The 17,176-nt window shown below is 65.4% G+C and carries 14 protein-coding genes, 2 tRNA genes and 1 riboswitch; of the genes, 7 read left to right on the forward strand and 9 right to left on the reverse strand.

The genetic code is table 11. The features are described 5' to 3' along the window. The first annotated feature begins 63 nt into the window (after window positions 1–63). Both Atep_RS05280 and Atep_RS05285 read left to right on the forward strand, forming a co-directional pair. Window positions 64–1,842, forward strand: coding sequence for an AAA family ATPase (locus tag Atep_RS05280; RefSeq protein WP_213380590.1), 1,779 nt, complete (start codon window positions 64–66; stop codon window positions 1,840–1,842). Between the two features lie 38 nt (window positions 1,843–1,880). Then, entirely contained in the window at window positions 1,881–3,044 is a 1,164-nt protein-coding gene (locus Atep_RS05285; RefSeq protein ID WP_213380591.1) for an AI-2E family transporter, read from the forward strand. A 73-nt stretch (window positions 3,045–3,117) separates the two neighbouring features. Here Atep_RS05285 and Atep_RS05290 read toward each other — a convergent pair. Continuing rightward, window positions 3,118–3,193 (reverse strand) — tRNA-Glu (locus Atep_RS05290). Window positions 3,194–3,251: 58 nt separating this feature from the next. Next, window positions 3,252–3,327: transfer RNA gene (locus tag Atep_RS05295), tRNA-Ala, on the reverse strand. A 179-nt stretch (window positions 3,328–3,506) separates the two neighbouring features. Here Atep_RS05295 and htpX point away from each other — a divergent pair. Beyond that, complete coding sequence (gene htpX, locus Atep_RS05300; protein ID WP_213380592.1) at window positions 3,507–4,385, forward strand: protease HtpX; 879 nt, start codon at window positions 3,507–3,509, stop codon at window positions 4,383–4,385. A 6-nt stretch (window positions 4,386–4,391) separates the two neighbouring features. On the opposite strand, the gene Atep_RS05305 is transcribed toward htpX, so the two are convergent. The 6 genes from Atep_RS05305 to Atep_RS05330 all read right to left on the reverse strand — a co-directional run bounded on the left by Atep_RS05305 (window position 4,392) and on the right by Atep_RS05330 (window position 10,124). Beyond that, window positions 4,392–4,763, reverse strand: a complete 372-nt coding sequence (locus tag Atep_RS05305) for a diacylglycerol kinase (RefSeq protein WP_213380594.1) — start codon at window positions 4,761–4,763, stop codon at window positions 4,392–4,394. Beyond that, entirely contained in the window at window positions 4,756–6,225 is a 1,470-nt protein-coding gene (gene gcvPB, locus Atep_RS05310; protein ID WP_213380595.1) for an aminomethyl-transferring glycine dehydrogenase subunit GcvPB, read from the reverse strand. Before gcvPB ends, Atep_RS05305 begins: the two co-directional genes overlap by 8 nt. 50 nt (window positions 6,226–6,275) lie before the next feature. Then, entirely contained in the window at window positions 6,276–7,661 is a 1,386-nt protein-coding gene (gene gcvPA / locus Atep_RS05315) for an aminomethyl-transferring glycine dehydrogenase subunit GcvPA (protein WP_213380597.1), read from the reverse strand. A gap of 48 nt (window positions 7,662–7,709) precedes the next feature. Next, window positions 7,710–8,102: a glycine cleavage system protein GcvH gene (gene gcvH, locus Atep_RS05320; protein ID WP_213380599.1), complete on the reverse strand. Its 393-nt coding sequence runs from the start codon at window positions 8,100–8,102 to the stop codon at window positions 7,710–7,712. Window positions 8,103–8,149: 47 nt separating this feature from the next. After that, window positions 8,150–9,244, reverse strand: a complete 1,095-nt coding sequence (gcvT, locus tag Atep_RS05325; protein WP_213380600.1) for a glycine cleavage system aminomethyltransferase GcvT — start codon at window positions 9,242–9,244, stop codon at window positions 8,150–8,152. 193 nt (window positions 9,245–9,437) lie between these two features. Then, a riboswitch (glycine riboswitch) is annotated at window positions 9,438–9,528 on the reverse strand. A 65-nt stretch (window positions 9,529–9,593) separates the two neighbouring features. Further along, on the reverse strand, window positions 9,594–10,124 hold the full coding sequence (locus Atep_RS05330) for a zinc ribbon-containing protein (RefSeq protein WP_213380601.1): 531 nt from the start codon (window positions 10,122–10,124) through the stop codon (window positions 9,594–9,596). Between the two features lie 162 nt (window positions 10,125–10,286). On the opposite strand from Atep_RS05330, the gene leuS reads away from it, so the two are divergent. After that, window positions 10,287–12,842, forward strand: coding sequence for a leucine--tRNA ligase (gene leuS / locus Atep_RS05335; protein WP_213380602.1), 2,556 nt, complete (start codon window positions 10,287–10,289; stop codon window positions 12,840–12,842). 44 nt (window positions 12,843–12,886) lie between these two features. Further along, a complete protein-coding gene (locus tag Atep_RS05340; RefSeq protein ID WP_213380604.1) occupies window positions 12,887–13,387 on the forward strand; it encodes an LPS-assembly lipoprotein LptE in 501 nt (166 codons plus the stop codon). On the opposite strand, the gene Atep_RS05345 is transcribed toward Atep_RS05340, so the two are convergent. Continuing rightward, entirely contained in the window at window positions 13,384–14,196 is an 813-nt protein-coding gene (locus Atep_RS05345; RefSeq protein WP_213380605.1) for an inositol monophosphatase family protein, read from the reverse strand. The two genes, Atep_RS05340 and Atep_RS05345, sit on opposite strands and share 4 nt — an antisense overlap. Window positions 14,197–14,288: 92 nt before the next feature. On the opposite strand from Atep_RS05345, the gene Atep_RS05350 reads away from it, so the two are divergent. Continuing rightward, on the forward strand, window positions 14,289–15,797 hold the full coding sequence (locus tag Atep_RS05350; protein ID WP_213380606.1) for a mannose-1-phosphate guanylyltransferase/mannose-6-phosphate isomerase: 1,509 nt from the start codon (window positions 14,289–14,291) through the stop codon (window positions 15,795–15,797). 90 nt (window positions 15,798–15,887) lie between these two features. Next, complete coding sequence (ychF, locus tag Atep_RS05355; protein ID WP_213380607.1) at window positions 15,888–16,979, forward strand: redox-regulated ATPase YchF; 1,092 nt, start codon at window positions 15,888–15,890, stop codon at window positions 16,977–16,979. The last annotated feature ends 197 nt before the right edge of the window (window positions 16,980–17,176 follow it).

The raw sequence follows: 17,176 nt of genomic DNA on the forward strand, positions 1-17,176 counted from the left end.
GACTCGCCTCGGCGCGCCATCGGCTATAGTGTCGAACATTCAAAGCGCGTGGAGGCTTCCGGTATGCGATTTCCCTATGGTCTGAGCGATTTCGGCACCCTGATCGAGGGCGGGTATTGGTATCAGGATCGCACCGATCGCCTCGCCGACCTGGAGTCCACCGGGCGGCAGTTGATCTTCCTGCGCCCGCGCCGCTTCGGCAAAAGCCTGCTGTTGTCGATGCTGGAGCACTATTACGATCTCAACCGTGCTGCTCGGTTCGAGGCGCTGTTCGGGGCGCTGGCCGTCGGGCGGAATCCCACGCCGCTGCACAATCAGTATTTCGTACTCAAATGGGATTTCTCGCTGATCCCGGCCTATGGCGAGATCGCCGACATCGAAGCGGCCGTGCATCAGCACATCAATGATCGTCTCCGCGACTTCGAACGGCGCTATCGCGACCGGCTGCCGGAGCCGATCGCCATTCATCCCGACAATGCGCTCTCCTCTTGGGAATCGGCGTTGAGCCTCCTCTCCCAGACCCCGCACCGGCTCTATCTGCTGATCGACGAGTACGACAACTTCGCCAATGAAGTACTGATGGCGGATCGTCCCGGCAGTCAGGATCGCTACCAGACCCTGTTGCAAGGTGAGGGGCTGTTCAAGAGCGTGTTCAAGGCGGTCAAGGCCGCTTCTGGTGGGCTGGGGCTGGATCGCGTCTTCATCACCGGTGTCTCGCCGATCGTCCTCAGCGGCATGACGAGCGGCTACAACGTCGGCGAAGACATCTATCTGTTGCCCCAGTTCAATGATCTGTGCGGCTTCACTGAGTCCGAGGTCTCGGCCGTGCTGCGGCAACTGGCAGGGGAGGGCGGTGACTGGTCGGTCGATGATGCGCTGACGACCATGCGCACCTTCTACAACGGCTATCGCTTCAGCGAGGAGGCCGCGGAGAGCCTCTACAACCCGACCCTGAGCCTGTATTTCCTTGATGCCCTGCGCCGCCAGGGCCAGTATCCGCGCCGGATGCTGGACGAGAATCTGGCGATGGACCGCAACAAGCTGGTCTATATCGCGCAGTTGCCAGGTGGCGAAGAGTTGTTGGTCGAGGCGTTGAGCGGCGAGGATCGAGTGCTGGTGCCGGAACTGGTGCAGCGCTTCGGGGTAGCCGATGTGCTGGCGGCGGTGAAGGATCAGCCGTTCATGGCTTCGCTGCTCTATTTCTTCGGCATTCTGACGCTGGCGGGTCTGACGCCCTTCGATGAATGCCGTCTGCGTATCCCGAATCTGGTGGCGCGCGGACTCTATGTCGAGCGGCTGCGCGAGCGCTGGCTGCCGCTGACCGATGGTGCACGCGAGCGACCGGAGGCCGTGCGTGCGCTCGGTCAGCATGGCGACCTGACCCCGCTGGCTGAACTGATCGAGCAGCGTTATTTCCGGGTGCTCTCCAATCGCGACTATCGCTGGACCAATGAGCTGTTGGTCAAGTTCGCCTTTCTGACGCTGCTGTTCGACGATCGGCTCTACATGGCCGTCTCCGAGCTGGAGACCGAGCGCGGGTATGTCGATCTGGCGCTAATCGTGCGCCCGGACAAGCGCCGCTTCCAGGTGCTGGATCTGCTGCTTGAGTTCAAGTATCTGAGCCTGAAGGAGCTGGGTCTGACCGGCGAGCAGGTACGCGAACGGTCGCGTGAGGCGCTTGCTGAACTGGCGCCCGTGGTCAAGAAGCTTGACGAGGCCGAAGCCCAGGCGCGTGTCTATGGGGCCACCTTGAAGGCACGGTATGGATTTCGGGAGCTGCACGCCTTTGCCGTGGTCGCCTTGGGCGTCGAGCGGCTGGTGTGGCGTGCCTCGACACTTTGAATCCACCGTAGAACAAGTGTTAGCGAGTACGCCTCCCAATGACCCAGGACACCCTGACCAAAGCCACCGTCATCCTGATGACGCTCGCGATCTCGGCGCTCTTCCTCGCCATGATCCAGCCCTTCCTGATGACGCTCCTGCTCGCCGGGATCTTCAGCGCCCTGGCGCGCCCGCTCTATCTGCGACTGCAAGCCCGGCTCGGCTGTAGCGAGTCGCTCGCCTCGCTGCTGACCCTGCTGCTGCTCGCGGTCATGGTGCTGATCCCGTCAGTCTTCCTGATCACGGTCCTGATCGGCCAGGCGCTCGACGTCAGTCAGTTGATCACGGTCTGGGTCCGGGGCGTGATCGAGGATCCGACCGACTTCATGGCCGCGCTCCGGCATCTGCCCTTCTACGACGAGGTCATCGAGCATCGCGGCCTGATCCTGGAGCAGGCCGGGCAGGCGGCGACCCTGATCAGCAAGCTCCTGGTCGACTGGGTGTCATCGGCCACGCTCAAGACCGTCAATTTCATCTTCCTGACCTTCGTCCTGCTCTACAGCCTGTTCTTCCTGCTGATGGACGGGCCGAAGTTCATCCTCAAGCTGCTCTATTACCTGCCGCTCAAGACCCGCGACGAGCGTCTGCTGCTCGACAAGTTCGCCTCGGTGACGCGCGCGACGCTCAAGGGTTCCTTGCTCATCGGACTCCTGCAAGGGGGGCTGGCCGGCATCGCCTTTGCCGTTGCGGGCATCGACAACGCCGTTTTCTGGGGCACGGTGATGGCGATCCTGTCGATCATCCCCAACGTCGGCACCTCGCTGGTCTGGATTCCGGCGGTGATCATCCTCATCGCCCAGGACGCCGTGCTGACGGGCGTCCTGCTCGCGCTCTTCTGCGGCCTGATCGTCGGCAGCCTGGACAATCTGCTGCGCCCGATCCTGGTCGGCAAGGACACCCGGATGCACGAGTTGATGATCTTCTTCAGCACGCTGGGCGGTCTGCTCATGTTCGGCCTGCCGGGACTCTTTATCGGACCTGTGATCGCCTCGCTGCTGATCTCGATCTGGGAGATCTATGGCGTCGAGTTCGCCGATGTGCTGCCCGAGGTGGGCGAATCACTGGTCGAGCAGGTGGCGCCTGAGGCTCCGGGGCGAGCCGAGGAGTCGGACTCCGATGCTTCGGTCGAAGCGCCGTCATCGTCCGACCCCCGATCCGAATGACATCGGACGGTGTGGCGCAGCGCAGACCAAAAATGAAAAAGGGCTTGGATTTTCATCCAAGCCCTTTTTATAGTGGCGTCCCCACGGGGGTTCGAACCCCGGTTACCGCCGTGAAAGGGCGGTGTCCTAGGCCACTAGACGATGGGGACAGTTACCTTTTTCTAAGGTATCCGACGAACTGGACAGGATCGCCGAACTCTTTGAATTTGGTGGAGCCAGGCGGGATCGAACCGCCGACCTCAACACTGCCAGTGTTGCGCTCTCCCAGCTGAGCTATGGCCCCAGTGACCTGAGACCGCAAATGATATAGATACCACTCGGGCCTGTCCAGCACTTTTTCACATTTTTTTGTTCGAACTCTGTCCCCATCTCGGGTGTCAGTGTGTCGCCGGCCCGAACCCCAATGTTAAATTCGCTTCAAAACACTGAATATCCAAAATTTTTTGAAAGGTTGAACTCGACATGATGCGTATACTGTTGTTCCTGGCCACCAATGTCGCGGTGCTGATCGTCATCAGCGTCGTCTTCCGCCTGCTCGGGATCGACAGCCTGCTGCTGGAGAGCGGCGGCATCGACATGGGCGCGCTCCTGATCATGGCGGCTATCATCGGTTTCAGCGGCTCTCTCATCTCGCTGTTCCTGTCCAAGACCCTGGCCAAACGCGGCATGGGCGTCCATGTCATCGAGCAGCCGTCCAACCGGCTCGAACAGTGGTTGATGCAGACGGTCGCCCGTCAGGCCGAACAAGCCGGCATCGGTATGCCCGAGGTTGGGATCTTCGACTCGCCCGACCCCAACGCCTTCGCCACCGGCTGGAACCGCAACGAGGCCCTGGTGGCCGTCAGTACCGGACTGCTGCGCCACATGCGCGAGGACGAGGTCGAGGCCGTCATCGGCCATGAGATCAGCCATGTGGCCAATGGCGACATGGTGACGCTGACGCTCATCCAGGGCGTGGTCAATACCTTCGTCGTCTTCCTCTCGCGCATCGTCGGCCATGTGGTCGACCGCGTGATCCTGAAGAACGAGCAGGGCTATGGGGTGGGTTATTTCGTGGCCTCGATCGTCGCCGAGCTGATGCTCTCGGTGCTGGCGACCATGATCGTGATGTGGTTCTCGCGCTATCGCGAGTATCGGGCCGATGCCGGCGGGGCGAGTCTGACCAGCCGGCATCAGATGGCCGGGGCGCTGCGGGCGCTCCAGCGTGTGCATGAGCCGCAGGATCTGCCGTCCGGCGAGTTCGCCGCCTTCGGTGTCTCGGGCCGGATCGGCAGGGGCTTCATGGCGCTCTTCCGCAGTCATCCGCCGCTGGAGAAGCGGATCGCGGCGCTGGAGTCCTGATCGGCGTCAAAGCCACTTGGGCAGCAGGATCAGCGCCCAGATGACCAGGCAGAACGCGATGCTGGAGAAGACGGCCGCCGAGGCGATGTCCTTGGCGCGCCCGGAGAGTTCGTGGCGCTCCAGACCGACGCGGTCGACATTGGCCTCGATGGCCGAGTTGAGCAGCTCGACGATCGGCACGACCAGCAGACTCCCGACCAGCATCGCGCGCTCGACCGGCGTCTCGCCGAGCCAGATCCCGAGCGGCACCAGCGGGATCAGCAGAAAGATCTCCTGCCGAAACGCCTCCTCCAGCTCGAAGCAGGCCCGAAATCCCTTCATCGAATAGCCGAAGGCGCGCACCACGCGCCGCCAACCGCGCGCGTTGTGGTTAGCCATTGGCGTCCTCGCCGGCACTCGGCGTCCAGGCCAGATCGAGTTGACGCGCTGCGCGCACGTCGTCGAGTCGGCGCACCGGCAGACTGTGGGGCGCGCCCTTGACCAGTTCCGGGTTCTCCCGGGCCTCGCCCCGAATGGCGGTCATGGCCGCGACGAAGCCGTCCAAGTCCTCCTTGCTCTCGGTCTCGGTCGGCTCGATCAGCAGGCACTCGGGCACCAGCAGCGGGAAATAGGTGGTCGGGGCGTGATAGCCGTAGTCGAGCAGCCGCTTGGCGAAATCCATGGCGTTGATGCCCAGTTCCTTGGCCTCGCGCTTGAGGGTGACGATGAACTCGTGGCTCGCGCGCCGCTCCGGATAGGCGGCCTCGAATCCGGCCGCCTGGAGCCGCGCCAGCAGATAGTTGGCGTTGAGCGCGGCGAACTCGGCCACCCGGCCCATGCCTTCGCGTCCGATCAGCCGCGCATAGATATAGGCGCGTAGCAGGATGCCCATGTTGCCGCCGAAGGCCGTCAGCCGGCCGATGCTCTCGGGGCGGTCGGATTCGGTCAGCCAGCGGTATTCCTCACCCTCGCGTGCCACCAGCGGCACCGGCAGATAGGGTTCCAGGCGCTTGGAGACGCCCACAGGCCCCGCGCCCGGACCGCCGCCGCCGTGCGGGGTCGAGAAGGTCTTGTGCAGGTTCATGTGGATGACGTCGAAGCCCATGTCGCCGGGGCGCACCTGGCCGAGGATGGCGTTGAGGTTGGCCCCATCGTAATAGAGCAGACCGCCGGCCTCGTGCACCGCTTGGGCGATCGCCTGGATGTTGCGATCGAAGACGCCGACCGTGCTCGGGTTGGTGAGCATGATGCCGGCCGTTTGCGGGCCGACTGCCGCGCGCAGGGCATCGAGATCGACGTCGCCGTCCGGTCCGGTCGGGATCTCGCGCACCTTGAAGCCGCACATCACCGCCGAGGCCGGGTTGGTGCCGTGCGCGGCGTCCGGAACCAGGATCTCGGTGCGGGCGAGATCGCCGCGTGCCTGATGATAGGCGCGGATCATGGCCACCCCGGCGAACTCGCCCTGGGCACCGGCCGAGGGCGCGAGCGAGACGGCGTGCATGCCGGTCACGGCCTTGAGGATCTCTTGCAGCTCGAACAGACAGGCGAGGAGGCCCTGTCCATGCGTCTCAGGCGCCAGCGGATGCCGCCCCAGGAAACCGGGCAGCATCGCCAGACTGTTACAGGCTCTGGGGTTGTACTTCATGGTACAGGAGCCGAGCGGATAGAAATGGGTGTCGATCGAGAAGTTCTTTTGCGACAGCCGCGTGTAGTGACGCACCGCCTGCATCTCGGAGACTTCCGGCAGCGCGGGCCGAGCGCGGCGGCGCAGGCCCTCGGGGATGTCGGCGACCTCGGGCGAGTGGAGCGGCGCTTGCGCCGTGGCACGGCGGCCGGTTCTGGATTGCTCTTGGATCAGCATGGCGATGGCTTCGTGGTGTGGCTCGGTATCAAGGGGCGTGATCGTCCGGATCAGTGCGCGGCGGAAGACGTGTCCAGCCGGGCGGCGAGCCGCTGGGCATAGCGCGTCATCTCGTCTTCGGTACGCATCTCGGTCGCGCACACCAGCAGTGCCGGGGCGAGTTCCGGATAGTCCGGCCCGAGATCGAAGCCGCCCAGGATGTCCTCGGCGGCCAGCGCGTTCAGCACCGAAGCCGTCGGCGCCGGCAGACGCAGCGCCAGCTCATGGAAGACCGGACGCTCGAACAGCGGCTCGACTCCGGGTATGGCGCCGAGCAATTCGCCCAGCCGGCGCGTGTTGGCATGACAGCTCGCCGCGACCCTCTCCAATCCCTCGGCACCGAGCAGCGCCATGTGGATGGTCGCCGCCGTCACCAGCAGCCCCTGATTGGTGCAGATGTTGGAGGTCGCCTTGCCGCGCCGGATGTGCTGCTCGCGCGCCTGGAGCGTGAGCGTGAAGCCGGGCTTGCCGTCCAGATCCAGCGTCCGCCCGACGATGCGACCGGGGAGCTGGCGCACATGCTCCTGCTTGCAGCACAGGAAACCGGCATAGGGACCGCCCGAGGACAGCGGCATCCCCAGCGGCTGGGCCTCGCCACAGGCGATGTCGGCCCCCTTCGTCCCCCATTCGCCCGGCGGGGAGAGCAGCGCGAGCGCGACCGGATTGACCACGGCGATCGCCAGCGCCCTGTGCGCGTGCGCCCAGTCGGTCAGTTCATCGACGGCTTCCAGGATACCGAAGAAGTTTGGCTGATCGATGACGACGGCGGCGCACTCCCCATCGCCGATCGCCGCCTCCAGCCGCTCGACCGGCGTGTGCCCGCCGCGCGGATCGAAGTCCACCTCCACCAGTTCGAGCCCCTGCGGCTCGACGATCGCGCGCAGCGTGCGCCGATAGGCCGGATGCAGCGCGCGCGGCACCAGGACGCGCTGTGACTTGGTCCGACGATTGGCGCGCACCGCCATCAGCACCGCCTCGGCCAACGCCGAGGCGCCGTCGTAGAGCGAGGCATTGGAGACGTCCAGCCCGGTGAGTGCCGTCATCATCGACTGGAACTCATAGAGCAACTGGAGCGTGCCCTGGCTGGCCTCGGCCTGATAGGGCGTATAGGCGCTGTAGAACTCGCCGCGGGTGGCGATCTGCCAGACGGCGGCCGGGATGTGGTGCTCGTAGGCGCCGGCGCCGATGAAGCACAGCGGCCGGCCGTCGGCGCGCGCGCGCGACTGCATCAGGCGCGTGATCTCCATCTCCGAGAGCGCCTCCGGAATGGCGTCGAGCGCCTGGGCGCCGACGCGCAGCTCGGCCGGGATCTCGTCGAAGAGGGCCTCGATGGAATCGACCCCGATGGTCGCGAGCATCGCGGCGATGTCGTCTGGCGTGTGAGGGATGAAAGGCATGCGAGTTCGACCGCTTGGGTTGGACGCTGAGGGCGGTTGGGGCCGGGATCAGGACTCGTCGGCGACGACCTGCTCGTAGGCGGCGGCATCCAGCAGACCGGCGAGCGCGCCCATGTCGTTCGGGGTCAGACGGAAGATCCAGCCGTCCGCGTAGGGACTGGTATTGATGGCGTCCGGGCTATCGGCCAGCGCCGCGTTGCCCTCGACGATCTCGCCGGCGATGGGCGAATAGATGTCGGACGCGGCCTTGACCGACTCGACCACGGCGCAGGCTTCCTCGGCGGCGACCGCGCGTCCGTTCTCGGGCACCTCGACGAACACGATGTCGCCGAGCGCCTCCTGGGCATGGTCGGTGATGCCGACGGTGACGGTGCCGTCGCCGTTGTCGCGCACCCATTCGTGGGTCTTGGTGTATTTCAGATCGGCAGGCAGGTTGCTCATGATGGTCACTCCTGAATGGTCAGACAGGCGAAGGGATTTTTAGACGTTCAAAGTTCGACCAGGATCCGGCCATGACGCACGAACGGCGGTTTGACGATGCGCGCTGCAACGGGCTTACCGCGAATCTCGACCTCGCAGTGCTCGCCCAGACCGGGCGCCACGCGCGCCAGCGCGATCGAGCGTTGCAGGGTCGGGGCAAAGCCGCCGGAGGTGATCTCGCCGACCTCGCGTCCGTCGAGGAGCACATGCTGATGAGCGCGCAGCACGCCGCGTCCGGTCAGCAGCAGTCCGACGAAGTCGCGTCGTTCGGGACTCGCGCGCAGCTCCTCCAGCGCGGCGCGTCCGATGAAATCGCGCTCGGCCGGCTCCCAGGCCACCGTCCACTCCAGGCCGGATTCGAGCGGGCCGACGTCCTCGCCCATGTCCCGGCCGTAGAGATTCATCCCGGCTTCCAGACGCAGGGTGTCGCGCGCGCCCAGACCGCAGGGGCGGACACCGGCATCCAGCAGCACCGACCAGAGATCGACGACATGATCGGCGGGCAACAGGATCTCGAAGCCGTCCTCGCCGGTATAACCGGTACGGGCGATGAACCAGCCGCCGCATTCGGTGGCGTGGAAGGGCGCCAGTTCCAGGGCGGAGTCGGCCATCTCGCGGGGCAGGCAGGTCGCGGTCAGTTCACGCGCCTGGGGGCCTTGCACCGCGATCATGGCCAGATCGGCACGGCGGCGGATCTCGACGTCGAAACCGGTGCGCCGGCTCTCCAGCCAGGTCAGATCCTTGTCCGCCGTGCCGGCATTGACCACCAGCCGATAGTGTCCGGCAGGACCGCGCAGATAGACGATGAGATCGTCGACCACGCCGCCCGAGTCGTTGAGCATGCAGGAATAGAGCGCCTTGCCGACGGTCTTGAGTTTGGCGACGTCGTTGGCGAGCAGGCGGCGCAGAAAGGCTTGAGCGTCCGGTCCCTCGATGTCGACCGGGCACATGTGCGAGACGTCGAACATCCCGGCGTGCTGACGCACGGCGTCGTGTTCCTCGATCTGGGAGCCGTAGTGCAGCGGCATGTCCCAGCCGCCGAAGGGCACGAGCCGCGCGCGCAGACGCACATGCTCGGAATGGAGTGGGGTACGCAGGGCCATGCGGCTCTCCTCGTGGAATACAGGGGCTGCGGCGGCCTCGCGGCGCGCGGCAATACGACAACGGCGGGAATCCGGGATCCCCGCGTGTCGCCCCTCTGTCCTAGACCTGAGAGTTTGCGCGCGGGCGCTTGGCATCCGGGCGGCCCCGTCGGTGGGAGCGGATCGAGATCCGCGCCGCTCTCCAGAGTCGGTCGTTATTCCCGCGGTCCTTCTGCCTGAGCGATTCCGGGCGGTGTTGCGCCTTCGGCGCCGGCCGGGCGGCCGGTCTCTCCCACGGGACATGACACGAAGTCGGCACTATAAGCGCGAGGCGGCCGGATTACCAGCCGTCTCGACGCCCGCTCGCTGGTCAGCTTTTGTCCTCGGTTCGACGACGAAACCGAGTGCTGCCGCAATCGGCACAGGGCGGGATGCGTCCGGCCTTGACGAAATGGGTCTCGGCGCCGCACTGGTCGCAGACCAGGGTGCCGGGGCCGGTGATCTCACCGGCCTGATAGAGGCTCATCTGACGCGCGGTCTCGGCCCACTGCGCCAGTTGCAGGCTGGTCTGGTCGGCGACCAGTTTGAACATGTCGAACAGGCGCTTTTCCATCAGTTCCAGGTCGAAGCGCCACCAGTCGCGGATGTCCTGTCCGGTGTCGGCGATGTACTTGGCCGCGTCCTCGATGTCGCGCTTGACGTAGTCCGAGACCTTTTCGGCCTCCTCGCGCGTCAGCTCGCCGAGCTCGACCATGCGCTCGCGCGTCCTATCGAGGATCTCGCGAAACTTGGGCACGGATTCCTGCTGTGCCTTCTCGATCGCCTCGTGGGTCTGCTTGAGCATGCGCTCATAGGCGTCGACCAGCGTGTCGGTGGTATCGTGCTTGTGTTCTTCGCTCATGGCGTCGCTCTTCGTTGGCTTGAGGAATGTCGGCGTGCTCGGAATTAGGATAGCAAAAGCCCATGCGGTATCCTTGCACGATCGAATCGGCGGCGCACTCTGCGTCCGAGATTCCAACCTTCGTTTCGAGCCTTCACTCTTTCGTCAGGACCATCAGCACCCATGCAGACCGACTATGATCCGCGCGCCATCGAGGCGGCGGCCCAAGGCTATTGGGAAGAGCATCGCTCCTTCAAGGCCGTCGAGGATCCGTCCCGCGAGAAGTTCTACTGTCTCTCCATGTTCCCCTATCCCTCGGGTCGGCTGCACATGGGCCATGTGCGCAACTACACCATCGGGGATGTGATCGCGCGCTATCAGCGGATGCTCGGCAAGAACGTGCTCCAGCCGATGGGCTGGGACGCCTTCGGTCTGCCGGCCGAGAACGCCGCCATCCAGCACGGCATCCCGCCCTCGCAGTGGACGCGCTCCAACATCGAATACATGAAGGGCCAGCTCAAGAGCCTGGGCTTCGGCTACGACTGGGAGCGCGAGCTGGCGACCTGCGATCCGGACTATTACCGCTGGGAGCAGTGGCTGTTCACGCGCATGGTGGAGAAGGGGCTGGCCTATCGCGCCAAGGCGACGGTCAACTGGGATCCCATCGATCAGACGGTGCTGGCCAACGAGCAGGTCATCGACGGACGCGGCTGGCGCTCGGGGGCGCTGGTCGAGAAGCGCGAGATCGAACAGTGGTCGGTGCGTATCACCGACTATGCGCAGGAACTGCTGGACGCGCTCGACGGGCTGGACGGCTGGCCGGAGCGGGTGCGCACCATGCAGCGCAACTGGATCGGGCGCTCCGAGGGCGTGCACATGGAGTTCGGCGTGGCCGGGAGCGACGAGACGCTCGGCATCTACACCACGCGACCCGATACCGTCATGGGCGTGACCTATGTCGCGGTGGCCGCCGAGCATCCGCTCGCACACCGTGCGGCGGAGAATAATCCGGCTCTCGCCGCCTTCATCGACGAATGTCGCAAGGGTGGCACCTCCGAGGCCGAACTGGAAACGATGGAGAAGAAGGGCCATCCGCTCGGTCTCGACGCCATCCATCCGATCACCGGCGAGTCCGTGCCCATCTATGCCGCCAACTTCGTGCTCATGGGCTATGGCACAGGTGCGGTGATGGCGGTGCCGGCGCACGATCAGCGCGACTGGGAGTTCGCCGAGCGCTACGGCATCGCCAAGAAGGCGGTCATTCGCTCGGCCGACGGCAGTCCGTGCGGCATTGAGCAGGCGGCCTACACCGAGAAGGGCGTGCTCTTCGACTCCGGCCCCTTCGATGGCCTGACCTCGGAGCAAGCCTTCGACGCCATCGCCGACTGGCTCGCCGAGCGCGGCAAGGGTAGCAAGACCATCAACTTCCGACTGCGCGACTGGGGCGTCTCGCGTCAGCGCTACTGGGGCTGTCCGATCCCGATGGTGCAGACGGCGGACGGCGGCATCCGTCCCGAGACCGATCTTCCGGTGCGACTGCCCGAGGACGTCGTCGTCGACGGTTCCGGCTCGCCGCTCAAGAAGATGCCCGAGTTCTACCAGCTCGCCGGCGACGAGACGCGCGAGACCGACACCTTCGACACCTTCTTCGAGTCGAGCTGGTACTACGCGCGCTACTGCTCGCCCGACTGCGACACGGCCATGCTCGACGAGCGCGCCCGCTACTGGCTGCCGGTCGATCAGTACATCGGCGGCATCGAGCACGCCATCCTGCACCTGCTCTATGCGCGCTTCTTCCACAAGCTGATGCGCGACGAGGGGCTGGTCGACTGTGACGAACCCTTCACCAACCTGCTCACTCAGGGCATGGTGGTCGCCGAGACCTGGTATCGCGAGGACGCCGAGGGTCGCAAGCAGTGGTTCAACCCGGCGGACGTGGAGGTCGAGCGCGACCAGAAGGGCAAGCTGATCGGCGGCCGGCTCAAGTCCGACGGTCAGCCGGTCCGGTTCGGCGGCATCGAGAAGATGTCCAAATCCAAGAACAACGGCGTCGACCCGCAGGCGCTGACCGAGCGCTACGGTGCCGACACGGTGCGGCTCTACACCATGTTCACCTCGCCGCCGGACCAGTCGCTCGAATGGAACGACGAAGGGGTCGAGGGGGCGTTCCGCTTCATCCGTCGGCTCTGGGCTCTAGCGGTCGGTGAAGCCGAGGCGATCCGTGCCGCGTCCACGTTGGGAGAGCTGGACGAACCGGCCCAGACCGCCCGTCGCGAGATCCACGGCGCGCTCAAGAAGGCGCTCTACGACTACGAGCGCCAGCAGTTCAACACCGTGGTCTCGGGCTGCATGACCATGGTCAATACGCTCTACCGGCTGGAATCCTCGACCGCGCGGGCGGCGGTGATCCGCGAGGGCGTCGGCATCGTGCTGCGACTGCTCGCGCCCATCGCGCCCCATGTGACCCATCATCTGTGGCGCGAGCTGGGCTTCGGCGACGACATCCTGAATGCCGACTGGCCGCAGGTCGACGAGGACGCGCTCAAGCAGGACAGTCTCGACTATGTGGTCCAGGTCAACGGCAAGGTGCGCGGCAGCGTCAAGGTGCCTGCCGACGCCGATCGGGCGACGGTTCAAGCCGCCGCACTGGATAACGAGCAGATCGCCAAGTTCATCGACGGCAAACCGATCCGCAAGGCGATCCTGGTGCCCGGCAAGCTGCTGAACCTCGTCATCTGAGTCTCGTCGTCCGAGTCATCCGATCCCTGTCGAGGTTCGAGGATATGCGGCAAACGCGAACTGTTCTGCTGGGGCTGCTGGCGCTGGTGTTGGTGCTTCAGGCCGGTTGCGGCTTCCGGCTGCGCGGCAGCCTGGAGATCCCGGCCGACTACAACCCGATGCTGATCCAGGCGCCGCCGGGGTCGGCGGTCGAGCGGGCCATGCGCGACCTACTCGCGGGTAGTCAGGTGGCTCTGACCTCGAATCCGTCCGAGGCCCGGCTGACGCTACGCATCCTGTCCGAGCGGCGCTCCGAGCGGGTGGCGGCGGTCGACCTGAACGGCAAGACGCTCGCCTATGAGCTGCACTATCTGGTCGACTTCGAGGTCATCGGACCCGGCGGCGAACCCAAGGCCCATCGGCAAACGCTCGACCTGACCCGCACCTTCGACAACCCGGACGTCGAGGTGCTCGGCAAGCGACTCGAACAGGCGATGATCTACGAGGACTTCGCGGTCGAAGCCGCCGACCGCATCCTCATGCGGCTACGGGCTGTGCTGCGCTAACCGACATCGACCGCCAGTTCGAGACAGTCGCTCCAGGCGCGCAGGAGTTCGGCATTGGCGGCGGCGATGGCCAGCCGGGGTTCCAGGGTGATCTCGGTGCCGGGTTCGAGACTGTCCGGGATCAGATGCAAGGCCGCCGCGCCGGCCTCATCGGCGATCAGGCGTCCGGCGGCATAGTCCCACAGCTTCTGGCCGCCATGCAGATAGAGCTGAAAACGTCCGGCCGCCAGCCAGCACCATTCGAGCGCCACCGAACCGAGGTAGCGCTGTGAGCCGAAGCAGGTGTGACGGGTAACGGCTTGCAGTAGTTCGGGTGGAAGCCGCTTGAGATCGACCATTGCCAGACAGTCGCGGATCGATCGACTCGGCGCGAAAGGGCGGATCGGCCGGTCGTTCAGCCAGGCTCCCCGGCCTCGGGCGGCGACGAAGCACTCGTCACGCACCGGGTCGAGGATGGCACCGAGCACGGGCCGGCCGCCCTCGATCAGCGCCAGCGAGATCGAGAAGGCAGGGAAGCCGGCGGCATAGTTGCTGGTGCCGTCCAGCGGGTCGACGACCCACAGGGCGCTGTCGGCGTTCCGGAGCATCCGCTCCTGCTCGGCGCGCGTCATCTCCTCGCCGAGCAGCGGGATGCCGGGGAAATCGTGCGCCAATGCCTCGGTCAGATGGCGCTGGGCCGCCGGATCGGACTCGGTGACGAAGCTGCCGTCGGACTTGTGCCGGGCGGCGATGCCCTGCCAGTTGGGCAGGATGGCGGTCGCGGCGGTGTCGCGCAGCAGACGGGCGATGTGGTTCGGTTCGGCTGTCATGGTCTGTTCTGTCGATGGTCTACACATCCCGCGCCGGACGCGGTTTAATTCACACCCTTGTTTCTCGTAATCTCAGAATGGAGCCTGTCGCGATGCCTTTACAACCCGTCATTCTCTCCGGTGGATCCGGCACGCGACTCTGGCCGCTCTCGCGTGAAGCCTATCCCAAGCAGTTCCTGCCGCTCACCAGTCAGCATACCATGCTGCAGGAAACGGTCGGCCGGCTCGACGGTCTGGCCGAGGAGCATCCGCGCCAGGCCATCGCCGTGCGCGATCCGCTGGTGGTCTGCAACGACGCCCATCGCTTCCTGGTCGCCGAGCAGCTGCGGCTGATGGGACGACGGGCCGCCGCCATCGTGCTCGAACCCAAGGGACGCAATACCGCGCCGGCCCTGACGCTGGCTGCACTCGTCGCCGGGCAGTCGGACGAAGATCCGGTGATGCTGGTGATGCCGGCCGATCACAACATCCGCGACGAGCCGGGATTCCGCTCCGCCGTGGCCGATGCCCATGCACTGGCGCGTGACGGGGCGGTCGTCACCTTCGGTATCGTGCCGAGCGCGCCCGAGACCGGCTATGGCTATATCCGTCAGGGGGCGGCGCTCGATCGAACCGATCTGATCGGGCCGGCCTATGCGCTCGACGGCTTCGTCGAGAAACCCGATACCGAGACCGCCCAAGGTTATCTGGCCTCGGGCGAGTATCTGTGGAACAGCGGTCTGTTCGTGCTGCGCGCCTCGGTGTGGCTGACGCTCATCGAGCGCTTCCGGCCCGACATCGCGCAGGCCGTGACCCGCGCGTTCGAGAGCGCCGCGAGCGATGGCGATTTCCTCCGTCTCGACGCCGAGCTGTTCGCCGCCTGTCCGAGCGATTCGATCGACTATGCGGTCATGGAGCCGCTGGCGCGCACGGTTCGAGACCGGGAGGGCGGTGATCTGCCGCCGGCGATCGTGATCCCGCTCAACGTCGGCTGGTCGGACGTCGGCGCCTGGTCGGCGCTGTGGGCGGTGCGCGAGCAGGACGCCAGCGGCAACGTGCTCGATGGCGATGCATTCGTGCACAATGCCCACGACAATCTGCTGGTGGCCAAGCATCGGATGGTGGCGGCCATCGGTGTGGACAACCTGATCGTGGTCGAGACCCCGGACGCGGTGCTGATCGCGACCAAGGAGGCGGCGCAGGACGTCAAGGCCGTCACCCAGTTCCTCCAGCGTCAGCAGCGCGAGGAGTACATCCATCACCAGCGCGTGCATCGGCCCTGGGGCGCCTATGAATCGATCGATCAGGGTTCGCGCTATCAGGTCAAGCGCCTGACCGTGAAGCCGGGCGAGTCGCTGTCGCTGCAGATGCATCATCATCGCGCCGAACACTGGATCGTCGTCTCAGGCACCGCGCGCGTGACCTGTGACGACAAGACGTTCCTGCTCACCGAGAACCAGTCGACCTATATCCCGGTCGGGGTCACACATCGGCTCGAAAATCCGGGCCTCATCCCGCTCGAACTCATCGAGGTGCAGTCCGGCAGCTATCTGGGCGAGGACGACATCGTGCGCTTCGAGGATCGCTACAATCGCGATCCGGTCGAGCCGCGCCGGGATTGAATCATCGATCGGCGGCGCCTCGGGTCCGGTTTGAGGGGCTGCCTGACTTTTCACTCACTCTTTTCTCGATCACAACGCGGTTCAAATCACATGGGATTCAAATGCGGCATCGTCGGCCTGCCCAACGTCGGCAAGTCGACCCTCTTCAATGCCCTGACCAAGGCGGCCATCGCGGCCGAGAACTATCCTTTCTGCACCATCGATCCGAATGTCGGTGTGGTGCCGTTGCCCGACCCCAGGCTCGATGTCATCGCCGCCATCACCAAGCCGCAGAAGGTGCTGCCGACCTCGATGCAGTTCGTCGACATCGCCGGACTGGTGGCGGGCGCCTCGAAGGGCGAGGGGCTGGGCAACAAGTTCCTGGCCAACATCCGCGAGACCGATGCCATCGCCCATGTGGTGCGCTGCTTCGAGAACGATGACGTGATCCATGTCGCCGGTAAGGTCGATCCGCTCGGCGACATCGAGGTCATCAATACCGAGCTGGCGCTGGCCGATCTGGAAAGCGTGAGCAAGGCGCTCGACCGGGCGCAGCGCACGGCCAAGACCGGCGACAAGCAGATCCTCAAGCGCAAGGAGATCCTGGAGCGTGCACAGGCTCAGCTCGATGCCGGCAAGCCGGTGCGTTCGTTGGGTCTGGACGAGGACGAGCAGGCCGAACTGCGCGATCTGTTCCTGCTGACGGCCAAGCCGACCATGTATATCGCCAATGTGTCCGAGGACGGGTTCGAGAACAACCCGCTGCTCGACCAGGTGCGGGCGCTGGCCGAGAGCGAAGGCGCGGTGGTGGTGCCGGTGTGTGCGGCGATCGAGGCCGAGATCCTGGAACTCGACGATGAGGCGCGCGATGAGTTCCTGGCCGATCTCGGGCTGGAGGAACCGGGGCTGAACCGGGTGGTGCGGGCCGGTTATCGGCTGCTGGGTCTGGAGACCTATTTCACCGCCGGACCCAAGGAGGTGCGCGCCTGGACCATCCCCAAGCAGTCCAAGGCGCCGCAGGCGGCCGGCGTCATCCACTCCGACTTCGAGCGCGGCTTCATCCGCGCCGAGGTGATCGGCTACGAGGACTTCGTCGCCTGCAAAGGCGAGCAGGGCGCCAAGGAGGCCGGCAAGCTGCGCTCGGAAGGCAAGGAGTACGTCGTCCAGGATGGGGACGTCATCCACTTCCGGTTCAACGTCTGAGTCGATACAGTGCTTTCCGGAGATTTCTGCGGGCGGCCGAAAGCCCGCACATCTCAGCCAACTCCTCTGAACTCCTGACGGTGAGGCACTGTCAGGCCCGCCGCGATCTCGGCCCGCTCTGCCTGTGTTGCGTCCCGTGTGATGACGTGCCCCCTGGACTTGACCTGCATCAAGGCGTCAAACGCCGTGCTCGGGTG

It is taken from the genome of Allochromatium tepidum, from assembly GCF_018409545.1.
GTDB lineage: Bacteria > Pseudomonadota > Gammaproteobacteria > Chromatiales > Chromatiaceae > Thermochromatium > Thermochromatium tepidum_A.